This is a genomic window from Umezawaea sp. NPDC059074 (genome assembly GCF_042738955.1).
Taxonomy (GTDB): domain Bacteria; phylum Actinomycetota; class Actinomycetes; order Mycobacteriales; family Pseudonocardiaceae; genus Umezawaea.
In genome coordinates this window covers 23,367-36,825 of sequence record NZ_JBHYHC010000091.1, presented here as the reverse complement: position 1 = coordinate 36,825, position 13,459 = coordinate 23,367, and the positions used below count along the sequence as shown (strand labels likewise).

Sequence of the window (13,459 nt, the reverse complement as noted above, 5' to 3'; positions counted from 1 at the left end):
GGGCGCCCCGCGGTGGTCGGGCTTCGGGGGGTGGGTTTTGTGTCCCGGTAACAAAAAACGCCTCAAGTGGGAGTCCGAGCCCGCCATTTTCCGTGCTGGGGTGACCGTCGGGGGACCGGAGTCCCCCGACGGGGCGATCAGGGACTTACGCGTCCAACGTCCACGAGTCGATGCGACCCGTGTCGAGGCTCGCCTGGTCGCGGACCCGGAGCTTCCAGGTGCCCGCGATCACCTCGCTGGAGGCGTTGACCGTGTAGGTCTGGTTGATGTTGTCGGTGCTGCCACCGGTGCGGTTGTGCAGGTTGTAGACCGAGCCGTCGGGCGCGACGAGGTCCACGACCAGGTCACCGATGTAGGTGTGGACGATCGCGACCGTGACCTTGGTGGTCGAGGAGGCGTTGCCGGAGCAGGACAGCGCGATGGTGCTGTTCACGTCCGAGTTGTCCGGGATCGCCACGTCGGTGCCGTTGGTGACCGGGTCGCAGCCGGAGCCGATCGGGTTGACCACCCAGGAGAACGTCGCCGAGGCCGTCTTGGACGCCGCGTCGGTCGCCGTCGCCGTCACCGAGTACGTGGCGGCGGTGGTGGGCGTGCCGGAGATCAGGCCCGAGGAGCTGATCGACAGACCGGCCGGGAGACCCGTCGCGGTCCAGGTGTACGGCGAGGTGCCGTTGGACGCCGAGAGCTGGAGGCTGACGGCCGTGCCGACGGTGCTCGCCTGCGCGCCGGGGTTGGTGACCGAAGGCGTGCCGGGCACGCCGCCGCCACCGGTGTAGAGCAGCTTGTTCGGCGAACCGGTGCCGGGGTTGGAGATCTTGTCGCTGGTGGCCGCGTTCACCAGTGCCGCGTGCACGGTGGCCGGGCTGGCCGTCGGGTTGGCGGCCAGGTACAGGGCCGCCGCACCGGCGACGTGCGGGGTCGCCATCGAGGTGCCGCTGATGGTGTTCGTCGCGGTGTCGTTGGTGTTCCACGACGAGGTGATGTTCTCACCGGGCGCGAAGATGTCGGTGCAGGTGCCGAAGTTCGAGAACGACGCGCGGGCGTCGCTGATCGTCGACGCGTTCACCGTGATGGCCGTCGCCACGCGTGCCGGGGAGAAGTTGCACGCGTTCGCGTTGGAGTTGCCCGACGCGATGGCGTAGGTGACGCCGGAGGCGATGGAGTTCGCGACCGCGTTGTCCAGGGTCGTGTCCACGCCGCCACCGAGGCTCATGTTGGCCACGGCGGGCTTGATGGCGTTCGCGGTCACCCAGTCGATGCCCGCGACGACACCGGCGGTCGTGCCGGAACCGGCGCAGTTCAGCACCTTGACGGCGACGATGGAGACGCCCTTCGCGACGCCGTACTGGGAGCCGCCGACGTTGCCCGCCACGTGCGTGCCGTGGCCGTTGCAGTCGGAGTTGTTGCCGTCACCCGAGGTGTTGGTGCCCCACGTCGCCCGGCCGCCGAACGTGGTGTGCGTGGTGCGCACGCCGGTGTCGACGATGTAGGCGTGCACGTTCGCCGCCGTCGTGCTGTAGGAGTAGCTGTTGTCGAGGGGCAGGTTCTGCTGGTCGATGCGGTCCAGGCCCCACGACGGGACCGGCGTCTGCGTGTCGGCCAGCTTCACGACCGCGTCCTGCTGCACGTAGGCGACCGTCGGGTCCGCGGCGAGCTTGCGGGCCTGGTCGGCCGACATCGTGACGGAGAAGCCGTTGATCGCGTGCTTGAACGCCGCCTTCACCTGGCCGCCGTACTTCTGGGTCAGGGACCCGGCGGTCTTGGCGGACAGGGCGCGTGCGGACGCGCTGTCCTTCAGCGTGACGATGTAGCTGTCCTTGACCGCGTCGGCGCGGTCCGCGCCGAGGATCTGGCCTTCGGCCGACGCGGGCGAGGCGGCGGTGACGGCCAGGGCGAGCGCCGCGGTCGCGGCCATGCCCAATCCGGCCAGTCGTCTGGTGATCCGAGCGTCTCCCATTGCAGGTGTCTCCCTCAAGACAGGGTCGCCCGGCCGTCGGCGTGGCCGACGGCTGAGCTGCAGGGTAGGGACATTCGCGCGAACGGGTGAAGCGGCTAGCGACCGGTCATAGAAGATATTCGTGACATTCCACTCCGGGCAGTAGCACCGAGTGGAGGCAAGTTCGAACGGAAAATTACCCGTTGACATGCGAAAAGCCGATCCCGCGTTTAAGGGGTCGGATCGCTGGGAACGCGCGTCGCGGCTATCGCACTGGGCCGGATGGCCGCTACCGTCGAGCGGCCCTACCTACTTCCGGGTACGCCTGCATAGCGTCACCCGTCAGGAGGACCGGAACGGAGTCGGCGTGCCGAGGCGTTCGGGACCGTTGGGGACGCGGAGCCATGTGTCGTGTCGTACGTGCGGCCACGTTGCAGCGTGGTCGATCTCCTCATCGCGATCCGGACGCCCGGTGTTACCGGGCAGGCGGAAGTTCGTCCGATCGGCTCAGCGCCGGTCCTCCACGCCCCCTCGGGCGTTCCCTGCAGTCGAGGAAGTGGAGAGCTGGATGAAGTGCACGAGAGTTGCGCGGGTGGCCGGGGCAGTGGTGCTCGCGACCCTCACGGTGGCGCCCGGTACCGCCCTGGCCTCGGCCGGGGACAGAGGGTCCGAGCTGTCCGGTGAGGTGGTGGCCGCCTACCAGCGCGACCTCGGTCTGAACGCCGACCAGGCGGTCGAGCGGGTGGGTCTGGAGAGGACCGCCGCCGCCAACCAGAAAGCGGCTCGGGAGTTGACGGGGGCCGCGTACGGCGGCGCCTGGTTCGACGCGGCGAGCGGCAAGCTCGTCGTCGGTGTGACCGACGAGGGGAAGACCAGGGTCGTCCAGGCGCTGGGGGCCGAGGCGAAGGTCGTGCCGCACACGGCGGCCTCGCTGACCGACACCAAGAACAAGATCGACCAGGCGGGCAAGGCGCCCAGTGCCGTGACCGGCTGGTACGTGGACGAGCGGGCCAACTCCGTGGTGGTGACCGTCCGGAGAGGAGTCGTCGACGACGAGGTCGCGAAGTTCCTCGACGTGGCCAAGGCCGCCGGTCCGGTGTCGGTCGTCGAGACCGACCGGGCGCCGCGCGTCTACGCCGACATCCGCGGCGGGGACGCGTACAACATCAACAACGCGTCCCGGTGCTCGATCGGGTTCGCCGTGTCCGGCGGGTTCGTGTCGGCCGGGCACTGCGGCTCGGCCGGTGACTCGGTGACCTCCGGCGGCCAGTCCATGGGGACGTTCGAGGGCTCGTCCTTCCCCGGCAACGACTACTCCTACGTGAAGACCGGGTCGGGGTGGACGCCGTCGCCGACGGTGAACCACTACGGCGGCGCCGACGTCGTCGTGTCCGGGTCCACGGAGTCCGCCGTCGGGGCGTCGGTGTGCCGGTCCGGGTCCACCACCGGGTGGCACTGCGGGACCGTGCAGGCCAAGGACCAGACGGTGAACTACCAGGAGGGGTCCGTCTCGGGGCTCACCAGGACCAACGCGTGCGCCGAGCCGGGCGACTCGGGCGGGTCCTGGGTCAGCGGCACCGAGGCGCAGGGCGTGACCTCCGGCGGGTCCGGTGACTGCACGTCCGGCGGGGAGACGTACTTCCAGCCGGTGAACGAGATCCTCTCGGTCTACGGGGTCAGCCTGATCACGGGCTGAGCCCGTCGCGGTGCCGGTGGGGTCGCCTTGGGATCTGGCGGCCCCGCCGGCATGCTCCGCGAGCAGGCTTTATACGCTCGATCGAGTGATCCACTCCCCGTAGTCCCCGATTCACCCCGCAGAACAGGGCCGCCGCTCCAATGGCCGTTGTCGCGGGACGGGGCCGATTGCCAGGGTTCTACCCCGAGCCCTCCGCAGCCGGTCCGAAGGAGTAGTCCCGCCCATGCAGGCGTTCACGCTGCCCGACTTCTACCTGCCGCACCCGGCCAGGATCAACCCGCACCTGGAGCGCACGCGCCTCCACAGCATGGCCTGGGCCGAGGACATGGGGATGCTGGACTCCCCGAAGCCGGGCGGTGGCGTCGTCTGGGACGAGGCCGCGCTCGCGAAGATGGACTACGCGCTGATGTGCGCCTACACGCACCCGGATTGCGACGGCGACGCGCTCGACCTCATCACCGACTGGTACGTCTGGGTCTTCTTCTTCGACGACCACTTCCTCGAGCAGTTCAAGTACTCGCGCGACCTCAAGGGCGCGAAGGCGTACCTGGACCACCTCGAGCTGTTCATGACGGAGGGCGACGCGCAGGCCCCCGAGCCGACGAACCCGGCCGAGGAGGGGCTGCGGGACCTCTGGCGGCGGACCGTGCCCGCGATGTCCGCCGGCTGGCGGCGGCGGTTCATCACGGTGACGCACAACCTGATGGTCGAGTCCATGTGGGAGCTCGGGAACATCGAGATGGGGCGCGTCGCCAACCCGATCGAGTACGTCCAGATGCGCCGCCGCGTCGGCGGGGCGCCGTGGTCGGCGAACCTCGTCGAGTACGCCGTGGGCGCGGAGATCCCGGACAGCGTGGCCGCCCTGCGGCCCATGCAACTGCTGTCGGACACGTTCTCCGACGCCGTGCACCTGCGCAACGACCTGTTCTCCTACCAGCGCGAGGTCGAGGAGGAGGGGGAGAACTCGAACGCCGTGCTGGTGTTCGAGAAGTTCCTCGGCTGTTCCACCCAGCAGGCGGCCGACCTGGTGAACGAGCTGCTGACGTCGCGGCTGCACCAGTTCGAGAACACCGCGCTGGTCGAGGTGCCCGCGCTGATGGCGGAGCACGCGATCCCGCCGCACGAGCAGCTCGGCGTCGCCGCGTATGTGAAGGGCCTCCAGGACTGGCAGTCCGGCGGCCACGAGTGGCACGCGGTGTCCAGCCGGTACATGAACGAGGAGGCCGCCACCGGCACCAGCGTGCTCGGCGGGCCCAGCGGGTTCGGCACGTCCGCGGTGCGGATGTTCTCGCCGTCCGCCAACGGGACGAAGCGCCGCAGGCAGCAGTTCACGCACCGGCCGTTCGAGCCGGTCGGGCACCTGCCCCTGCCGGACTTCCACATGCCGTACCCGATCCGGACGAGCCCGCACATCGACGACTCGCGGCGGTACGCGGTCGGCTGGGCGCGGGAGATGGGGATGTTCGAGGGCGGGGTGTGGGACGAGCGCCGGTTCATCGGGTTCGACTTCGCCCACTGCGCGGCGATGATCCACGCGGACGCGACCCCGGACCAGCTCAACCTCACGTCGGACTGGCTGGCGTGGGGCACCTACGGCGACGACTACTTCCCGCTGATCTTCGGCGCGGCCCGCAACATCGCCGCCGCGAAGCTGTGCAACGAGCGCCTGGCGCTGTTCATGCCGCTGGACGGCGGGGCGACGCCCGAGCCGACCAACCCGATCGAACGCGGCCTCCAGGACCTGTGGCGGCGCACGGCCGGGCCGATGGAGGTGGGCGCGCGGCGGGAGTTCCGCGCCACCGTCGAGGACATGACGGAGAGCTGGGTCTGGGAGGTCTTCAACCAGGCGCAGCACCGCGTGCCGGACCCGGTCGACTACATCGAGATGCGCCGCAAGACGTTCGGCTCGGACATGACGATGAGCCTGAACCGGTTGGCGCACTGGAACTCCGTGCCGCGCGAGATCTACCACACCAGCGTGATGCGGGAGATGGAGACGGCGGCCCAGGACTACGCCTGCTTCACCAACGACCTGTTCTCGTACCAGAAGGAGGTCGAGTACGAGGGCGAGGTGCACAACATCGTCTTGGTCGTGGAGACCTTCCTCGAGGTCGACCGGATCACCGCCCGCGACGTCGTGGCCAAGCTCATGACCGAGCGGATGACGCAGTTCGAGCACATCGTGGACCACGAGCTGCCCGCGCTGTTCGACGACTTCGACCTGGACGACGACGTGCGCGCGATCCTCACCGCGCACGCGGACGGCCTGAAGGAGTGGATGTCCGGCATCCTCGAGTGGCACCGCAAGTGCGTGCGGTACGTCGAGGCGGAGCTCCAGCGGAACCGCGCGTCGGTGGTGCCGGACCTCGGCACGTCGGCGCTGCGGGTGCCGGGCGCGATCGGCGCTCCCAGCGCGTTCGCCCAGCCGTGGTTCGCGGTGTCGGGTGCGGGTCTGCCCGGCGCGACCGTGGCGAGTCCGGCCCCGGTCGGCGTTCCCGCTGCCGCGCCGCACGCCGTCACCCCGCCGTCCGCGACGCCGGTGGCCCCACGATCGGGTGGTCTTCCTGCGGTGTCGAGCATCGGGCTGCCCGCGTCGGGACCGGTGTTCACCACGCCGTCCGAGGGCACGCCGGAGCCGACGCGGATCGGGACGCCGACCGGGCTGGGGACGTCAGCGGCGCGGGTTCACGCGCCGAAGGTCTCCTCGCGGTAGGCGCGCCACCGGGTCAGCATGGCGGGCATCTCGCGGTGGATGAACTTGAAGAAGGCCAGCGTCTCGTCGAGGCGGCGGCCGGCGGGGGTGTCGGGGCCGAGGGCGTCGACACCGTCCTGCAAGGGCGCGTACCAGCGCTCGAGCGCCTGGTCCTTCTTGAAGACGGCCTCGTACCAGACGTCGTCGGACACCTGGAAGACGTCGCGGCGGGAGCCGACCTCCCGCTCGCGGCGCACCAGGTTGACCTGCCCGAGGTACCGCACGGCGCCGGAGATGGCGGCGGGGGAGACCTGGAGCAGTTCGCCCAGCTCGGCGGCGGTCATCCGGCCCTTCTCGCTGACCAGCAGCGCGACGAAGACCCGCGAGGGCATCCGGGCCATGCCGGAATCGGTGAACACGGCGGAGAAGCGCTCGATGAAGCGCACGACCGCCTGGTTGCCCGTCTCCGCCACCTCGGTCATGTCGCATCATCCCCTTCGCCCGGTTCGACCCCGAACCTTATCGGATTTCATAACTTCACGAAGTTGTGAAACGAGTGTAGCTTACGGGGCATGACAGAAGCGATATCCGTGTCGGGCCTGGTGAAGGCCTACGGCCCGACGCGTGCGTTGGACGGTCTCGACCTGACCGTCCGCACCGGTGAGGTCCACGGCTTCCTCGGCCCCAACGGCGCGGGCAAGTCGACCACCATCCGGGTGTTGCTGGGTCTGCTGCGAGCCGACGCGGGCACGACCCGCCTCCTCGGCGGCGACCCGTGGAAGGACGCGGTCACCCTGCACCGCAGGCTGGCCTACGTGCCGGGCGACGTCACGCTGTGGCCGACCCTGTCCGGCGGCGAGGTCATCGACCTGCTGGGCAGGCTGCGCGGCGGCCTGAACCCCACCCGCCGGGCCGACCTGCTGGAGCGCTTCGAACTGGACCCCCGCAAGAAGGGCCACGCCTACTCGAAGGGCAACCGGCAGAAGGTGGCGCTGATCGCGGCGCTCGCGTCCGACGTCGAACTGCTGATCCTGGACGAGCCGACCTCGGGGCTGGACCCGCTGATGGAGGCCGTGTTCCAGGAGTGCGTGCAGGAGGAGCGGGTCCAGGGGAGGACCGTCCTGCTCTCCAGCCACATCCTCGCCGAGGTCGAGGCGCTCTGCGACCGGGTGAGCATCATCCGCAACGGCAAGACCGTCGAGACCGGCACGCTCGCCGAACTGCGGCACCTCACCCGCACCAGCATCTCCGCCGAACTGGCGTCCGCGCCCATCGGCCTCGCCGCGCTGCCGGGCGTGCACGACCTGAAGGTCGAGGGCCTGCGGGTCCACTTCGACGTGGACACCGACCAGCTCGACGCCGTGCTCCGGCAGCTCACCCAGGCGGGCGTGCGCAGCCTCGCGAGCCACCCGCCGACGTTGGAGCAGCTGTTCCTGCGGCACTACGAGGCGGAGCCGACGGACGCCGTGATGTCGCGATGAGCGGCGGGTTCGTGGGCACCGGGGCGCTGGTGCGGCTCGGGCTGCGCCGCGACCGGATCATGCTGCCCGCGTGGATCGCGGGCGTGGTGGTGCTGGCCGTCGGCTCCGCGGCGGCCGCGGCCGACCTGTACCCGACGGTCGAGTCGCGCGTGTCGGCCGCCACCGCGGCCAACAACACGACGGCGCTGCTCGCGCTGTACGGCCGGGTGTACGACCCGACGTCGCTCGGCGGCATCTCCATGGTCAAGACCGGCGGCATCGGCGCGGTGCTGATCGCGCTGCTGTCGATCATCATCGTGGTCCGGCACACCCGCGCCGAGGAGGAGTCCGGGCGGCTGGAACTCGTCGGCGCGACCGTCGTCGGCCGGTACGCCGCGCTCACCGCCGCCCTGGTCATCGCCGTCGCCACCAACGTGGTGCTGGCCCTGCTCACGGCCGTGAGCATCGCGGGCGCCGGGCTGCCGACAGCGGGCTCGTACGCGTTCGGCGCTGCCTGGGGCGGGGTGGGGATCGCCTTCGCCGCGATCGCCGCCGTCACCGCCCAGCTCTCGTCCACGGCCCGCAGCGCGACCAGCCTCGGCTCGATCGTGCTCGGCGTCGTCTACGTGCTGCGCGCGGTCGGCGACACGGCGGGGCCGGACGGCCCGAGCTGGATGTCGTGGCTGTCGCCGATCGGCTGGGGCCAGCAGTTCCGCCCGTACGCGGGCGACCGCTGGTGGGTCCTGCTGATCACCTTCGCGTTCGCCGTCGTCGTCATCGGCGGCGCGTACGCGCTGGTCGAGCGCCGGGACATCGGCGCGGGCCTGATCGCCGACCGGCTCGGGCCCGCCACCGCCCCCGCCGGGCTGCGCAGCCCGTTCGCGCTGGCCTGGCGGCTGCAACGCGGGTCGCTGTTCGGCTGGCTGGCCGCGTTCGCCGGGCTCGGCCTGGTGCTGGGCAACATCGCGGGCAACGTCGGCGGCTTCGTCGACAGCCCGTCGGCCAGGGAGATGGTCGCGAAGCTCGGCGGGCAGCAGGGCCTGACCGACGCGTTCATCTCCGCCGAGATGGGCATCATGGGGTTCGTCGCGGCGATCTACGGCATCCAGGCCGCGCTGCGGTTGCGCGGCGAGGAAGCCGGTCAACGCGCCGAACCGCTGCTGGTCGCGTCGGTCTCGCGGACCAGGTGGGTGATGAGCCACCTCGTCGTGGCGCTCGGCGGCTCGGCGCTGCTCCTGGTCGCGGCGGGTCTGGCCGCGGGCCTGTCGCACGGCGCGCAGTCCGGCGACATGGGCCAGTTCGGCCCGGTCTTCGTCACCGCCGTCCTCCAACTGCCCGCCGTGTGGGTGCTCACCGGCATCGTGGTCCTCGCGTTCGGCGCGGCTCCGCGCCTGGTGGTCGCCGGGTGGGTCGCGCTCGTCGTGTTCCTGATGCTGGGCCAGCTCGGTCCGCTGCTGGAGCTGGACCAGTGGGCGATGGACCTGTCGCCGTTCACCCACATCCCGAGGTTCCCCGCCGGGGACGTCGACCCGGTGCCGCTGGTGTGGCTGGTGCTCATCGCCGTCGCGCTCGTGGCCGCGGGCCTCGCCGCGTTCCGGCGGCGGGACATCACCACCTAGATCCGTCCACCCGGCCGGGTCCGCCTTCGGGAGGGCCCGGCCCTTGCCGTGCCACGGGGTGTGTGCAACTCTGAAAGAGATGTTTCGAAAGAACACTTTCAGGAGTTGGTCATGACGTACCCCCAACCGCGCCGGGTCGGCGACGTCGAGGCGCTCAAGGCGCTCACGCACCCGCTGCGCGTGTCGCTGGTGAACCACCTGCTCTCGGTCGGGCCGCGCACGGCGAGCGAGTGCGCCGAGGAGGTCGGCTCCAGCGCGTCCAACTGCAGCTGGCACCTGCGGCAGCTCGCGAAGTTCGGCTTCGTCGAGCGGGTCGAGGGGACCGACGGGCGGGAACGGCCGTGGCGCGCCACCGCGGTGGGGTTCGACTTCGGCGGGTTCGACGAGGACCCGGCCGTGCGCACCCAGCAGGACGCGCTGGCGGCGTTGCAGCTCAACGAGGAGAACCGGCTCGTGCAGCGGTTCCTGGACCGGCAGCACGAGGTGCCGCGCGAGTGGCTGGAGGCGTCGGCGTTCCACGGCTACTCGCTGACCGTGACCGCGGAGGAGTTGACCGGGCTGGTCGGGATCATCGACGACCTGCTGCGGCCCTACATCACGCCGGTGCGCGAGAACGCCCCCGAGGGCGCGGCGCCGGTGCACCTGGCCGTCCGGGCGTTCCCCCGATGACCGGCCCGCTGGCGAACCCCGGCTTCCGGCGGCTGTGGACGGCCGGGCTCGTCTCCGAGATCGGCGACTGGGTGCTCCAGGTCGCCATGCCGGTCTACGTCTACCAGCTCACCGGATCCGCCTCGGCGACCGCGACCACGTTCGTCGTGGCGCTCCTGCCGAGCCTGGCGCTGTCCCCGGTGGCGGGGGTGCTGGCCGACCGGTGGGACCGGCGACGGCTGATGCTGCTGGTCAGCGTCCTGCAAGCCCTGGCGCTGCTGCCGCTGCTCGCCGTGCGCGGAGCCGAGGACCTCGTGCTGGTCAACGTGGTCACAGCCTGCCAGGCGGGCTTGGCGGCGCTGTTCGAGCCCGCGCGGAGCGCACTGCTGCCGTCGCTGCTCGACCGCGACCAGGTGCCCGCCGCCAACGGGCTGATGAGCGTCGGCGTGAACCTCGCCCGCTTGGTCGGCGCGTCGCTGGGCGGTGTGCTGCTCGGGTACGCGGGGCTGCCGGGCGTGCTGCTGGCCGACGGCCTGTCGTTCCTGCTGGCGGCCGTGCTGCTGCTGCGCGGGTTCGGGGTCGCCCCGCCGGTGGTGGTCCACCCGCCGGTGCTGCGGGCGTGGGTCGACGGCCTGCGGGAGATCGCCCACCAGCGGCAGCTGAGGTTCATGGTGCTGGTCGTCGGGCTGATGGCGGTGGCGCAGGGCCTGTTCGTCGTGCTGTTCGTGGTGTTCGTGACCGAACGGCTCGGCGGCGGCGAGGCCGAGACCGGCCTGCTGCGCGGCGTGCAGTCGATCGGCGGCCTGCTCGGCGGCGTGCTGGTCGGGGTGCTGGCGCGGAGGGTCGTCGCCGGTCGCCTGCTCGGCTGGTCGCTGCTGGTGTTCGGCCTGCTGGCGGCGCTGATGTGGAACTCGGCGTACGCCACGACCGCCCTGCCGTACTACCTGGTCGCGTTCGCGGTCCTCGGCGCTCCCGGCGTGCTCAGCGGGGTGGGGATGATGTCGGTGCTCCAGCTGCACACGACGGACGCGTCCCGCGGACGGGTGCTGAGCAGCTTCTACAGCCTGTTCGACGGCTTCCAGGCCGTGGGGATGGTCGTGGCGGGCGCGCTGGTCGTGCCGCTAGGGCTGCCGCTGCTGCTCGACCTGCAAGCCGGGTTGTACGTGCTCGCGGGGGTGGTGGCGGTGCAGCGCCAGTGGGGGGACCAGCGCCAGCAGGGCGGCGGGGACGAGGAACGCCAGGACCGGGTCGACGTGGTACAGGGGCACGAAAGCGGTCGGTGACACCGCGCCGCCGAGGAACCGCAGCGACTGCACGACCGACACCGACCCGCCCTGGTTGGGGCCGTTCCCGGTGAGCACCAGCGCGTTCACCCCGACGATGACCCCCTGGCTGCACGCGCCCGTGACCGCCCACAGCAGACCCACGGCCCACAGCGACGGCAGCGTCGCCACGCCCACCAGCAGGAGCGCCCCGGCTCCCGCGCCCGCCAGCGCGCAGCGCTTCGCGCCGAACCGGTCGATGGCCCGGCCGACCAGCCGCGCGGTGAGGATCCCGGCGAGGCCGAACCCGGTCAGCACCAGACCGCGCTCGCTCGCGCTCAACGCGAAGTCGTCGCCGAGCCGGAACGCCACGAGGAACGACAGCCCGCCCAGGCAGCCCCAGCCGATGAACCCGGTGACCGCGATCCGGACCACCTCCGGCCGCCACGCGCTGCGCAGCTTCGGCCGGTCACCGGACGGTGCCGTGGTCGCGGGCAGCCCGATCCACGCCAGCAGCGCGGCCACGACCGCCGCCCCGACGAACGCCCACCGCCACGACGCCTCGGCGGCCAGCCCGCCCACGAGCGGCGCCGACGTCTGGCCCGCGGCCTGCATGGACGCGAACACGCCCAGCGTCCGACCCAGCCGGGCCTTCGGGGTCACGGCCGCGATGGCCGCCAGCAGCAGCGGCGTGGTGAACGCGTTGGCCGCGCCCTGCACCGCCCTGCCCGCGAGCAGCACCGGGAACGCCCAGGCCACGGCGCACAGCAGCGACGCCAGGACGTAGACCAGGTAGGCGAGGCGGACCGTGCGGAGCGCGCCCCACCGGGCCCCGAGGGTGCCGGAGAAGAGCATGAGGCCCGCGAAGGGCAGCAGGTAGACAGTGAGCGTCACCGCCGCCGCGCCCCCGGACCGCCCGAAGTCGCCCCCGATCTCGGGGAGGATCGACGACGTCATCGCGCCGCCGAACGGGCCGAGGAAACCGCCCGCGTACAGGGCGGCGAGCGTGGCCCTGGACCGCCAGCCGGTGGAGGTGGTCGTCGTGGTCACGCGCTCGCGCCGATCGGTCCCGCTGGGTCGACGGGGCCGGAACGATCGTGGCGAGAGGGGTGCACGGAGGACAGTCAACTCCTCGCGGAGCCGAGGGCGTGACCCGGTTCCACTGGGCGGGACCCGACCCTCCTCCCCGAGTGCCGTCCGGGAGGAGGGTCGTCGACTAGAGGCCCGCGGGACCCCGACCGGGGCCGCGGCCGCGACGGCGCAGGTAGCGCTCGAACTCGGCCGCGATGGCGTCGCCGCTCTCCTCGGTGATCTCGATCTCCGCGTCGCCGCGCTCCTCGAGGGCCCGGACGTAGTTGCGCACGTCCTCGTCCTCGTCCGCCATCTCGCTGACGGTCCGCTCCCACTCCTCCGCCTGCTCGGGCAGGGCACCGAGCGGCACCTCGACGTCGAGGACCTCCTCGACGCGGTGCAGCAGGGCGAGGGTCGCCTTGGGCGACGGGGGCTGGGACACGTAGTGCGGCACGGCCGCCCAGAACGAGATGGCCGGGATGCCCGCCTGCACGCACAGGTCCTGGAAGACGCCCACTATCCCGGTCGGACCCTCGTAGCGGGAGCGCTCGAGGCCGTACTTCGCCGCGGACTCCTCGTCGTACGCGGTCCCGGTCACGGGGACCGGGCGGGTGTGCGGGGTGTCCATCAGCAGCGCGCCAAGCGTCACCACGGTGGTGATGCCGAGGCCCTCGATGTGGCCGAGGAGTTCCGCCGCGAACTTGCTCCAGCGCATGTTGGGCTCGATGCCGTGCACGAGCACCACGTCGGTCGCGGAGCCCGGCGGGCGGCACACGGTCAGGCGCGTGGTCGGGAATTCCACCCTTCGGGTGATGCCGTCCACCATGCGGACCGTAGGCCGAGTCACCTGGAAGTCGTAGTAGTCGTCGGGGTCGATCTCCGCGAGCGGGGTCGCGTCCCAGGTGAGTTGCAGGTGTTCGATCGCGGTACTGGCTGCGTCTCCAGCGTCGTTCCAGCCCTCGAACGCCGCCACCATGATCGGGTTGGTGAGGGGTTTCCGAGGGTCGTAGGGGGTGGGGGAGGCCTGGTCCGGATCGGTCACCGGCTCAGACTACGACCCGAGCCCAACTCGGTT

The 13,459-nt window shown here is 71.4% G+C and carries 9 protein-coding genes and 1 pseudogene; 6 read left to right on the top strand and 4 right to left on the bottom strand.

Going from position 1 to position 13,459, the window contains the following annotated elements; translation table 11 throughout:
- Positions 1 to 145: 145 nt before the first annotated feature.
- The gene (locus ACFWW9_RS31930; protein WP_390385639.1) at positions 146 to 1,957 is read right to left on the bottom strand and encodes a S8 family serine peptidase; all 1,812 of its coding nucleotides are present in this window, start codon (positions 1,955 to 1,957) and stop codon (positions 146 to 148) included.
- 547 nt (positions 1,958 to 2,504) lie between these two features.
- Between ACFWW9_RS31930 and ACFWW9_RS31925 the strand changes: the two genes are divergently transcribed.
- Both ACFWW9_RS31925 and ACFWW9_RS31920 read left to right on the top strand, forming a co-directional pair.
- The gene (locus tag ACFWW9_RS31925) at positions 2,505 to 3,632 is read left to right on the top strand and encodes a S1 family peptidase (protein ID WP_390385637.1); all 1,128 of its coding nucleotides are present in this window, start codon (positions 2,505 to 2,507) and stop codon (positions 3,630 to 3,632) included.
- 223 nt (positions 3,633 to 3,855) lie between these two features.
- Positions 3,856 to 6,345, top strand: coding sequence for a germacradienol/geosmin synthase (locus ACFWW9_RS31920; protein WP_390385635.1), 2,490 nt, complete (start codon positions 3,856 to 3,858; stop codon positions 6,343 to 6,345).
- Here the strand turns inward: ACFWW9_RS31920 and ACFWW9_RS31915 are convergent.
- Positions 6,318 to 6,806 (bottom strand): GbsR/MarR family transcriptional regulator, encoded by a 489-nt coding sequence (locus ACFWW9_RS31915; protein WP_390385633.1) that lies wholly within the window; start codon positions 6,804 to 6,806, stop codon positions 6,318 to 6,320. The genes ACFWW9_RS31920 and ACFWW9_RS31915 overlap by 28 nt on opposite strands.
- A gap of 90 nt (positions 6,807 to 6,896) precedes the next feature.
- Here ACFWW9_RS31915 and ACFWW9_RS31910 point away from each other — a divergent pair, with 90 nt between their 5' ends.
- The 4 genes and pseudogenes from ACFWW9_RS31910 to ACFWW9_RS31895 form a co-directional block, all read left to right on the top strand.
- Positions 6,897 to 7,805 (top strand): ATP-binding cassette domain-containing protein, encoded by a 909-nt coding sequence (locus tag ACFWW9_RS31910; protein ID WP_390385630.1) that lies wholly within the window; start codon positions 6,897 to 6,899, stop codon positions 7,803 to 7,805.
- A complete protein-coding gene (locus ACFWW9_RS31905) occupies positions 7,802 to 9,403 on the top strand; it encodes an ABC transporter permease (protein WP_390385628.1) in 1,602 nt (533 codons plus the stop codon). Before ACFWW9_RS31910 ends, ACFWW9_RS31905 begins: the two co-directional genes overlap by 4 nt.
- A gap of 111 nt (positions 9,404 to 9,514) precedes the next feature.
- Positions 9,515 to 10,072, top strand: coding sequence for a winged helix-turn-helix domain-containing protein (locus tag ACFWW9_RS31900; RefSeq protein ID WP_390385626.1), 558 nt, complete (start codon positions 9,515 to 9,517; stop codon positions 10,070 to 10,072).
- Positions 10,069 to 11,178, top strand: a pseudogene (locus tag ACFWW9_RS31895) (MFS transporter); the annotation flags it as partial. The gene ACFWW9_RS31900 and the pseudogene ACFWW9_RS31895, both read left to right, overlap by 4 nt.
- Here ACFWW9_RS31895 and ACFWW9_RS31890 read toward each other — a convergent pair.
- Positions 11,173 to 12,363, bottom strand: coding sequence for an MFS transporter (locus ACFWW9_RS31890; protein ID WP_390385624.1), 1,191 nt, complete (start codon positions 12,361 to 12,363; stop codon positions 11,173 to 11,175). The pseudogene ACFWW9_RS31895 and the gene ACFWW9_RS31890 sit on opposite strands and share 6 nt — an antisense overlap.
- 166 nt (positions 12,364 to 12,529) lie before the next feature.
- Entirely contained in the window at positions 12,530 to 13,426 is an 897-nt protein-coding gene (locus tag ACFWW9_RS31885) for a PAC2 family protein (protein WP_390385621.1), read from the bottom strand.
- Between the last annotated feature and the right edge of the window lie 33 nt (positions 13,427 to 13,459).

Bases quoted from the DNA above. Each gene is read 5' to 3' on its own strand.
- ACFWW9_RS31920 (WP_390385635.1), top strand. From the start codon at position 3,856: ATGCAGGCGTTCACGCTGCCCGACTTCTACCTGCCGCACCCGGCCAGG.
- ACFWW9_RS31905 (WP_390385628.1), top strand. From the start codon at position 7,802: ATGAGCGGCGGGTTCGTGGGCACCGGGGCGCTGGTGCGGCTCGGGCTG.
- ACFWW9_RS31915 (WP_390385633.1), bottom strand. From the start codon at position 6,806: ATGACCGAGGTGGCGGAGACGGGCAACCAGGCGGTCGTGCGCTTCATC.
- ACFWW9_RS31900 (WP_390385626.1), top strand. From the start codon at position 9,515: ATGACGTACCCCCAACCGCGCCGGGTCGGCGACGTCGAGGCGCTCAAG.
- ACFWW9_RS31925 (WP_390385637.1), top strand. From the start codon at position 2,505: ATGAAGTGCACGAGAGTTGCGCGGGTGGCCGGGGCAGTGGTGCTCGCG.
- ACFWW9_RS31910 (WP_390385630.1), top strand. From the start codon at position 6,897: ATGACAGAAGCGATATCCGTGTCGGGCCTGGTGAAGGCCTACGGCCCG.
- ACFWW9_RS31930 (WP_390385639.1), bottom strand. From the start codon at position 1,957: ATGGGAGACGCTCGGATCACCAGACGACTGGCCGGATTGGGCATGGCC.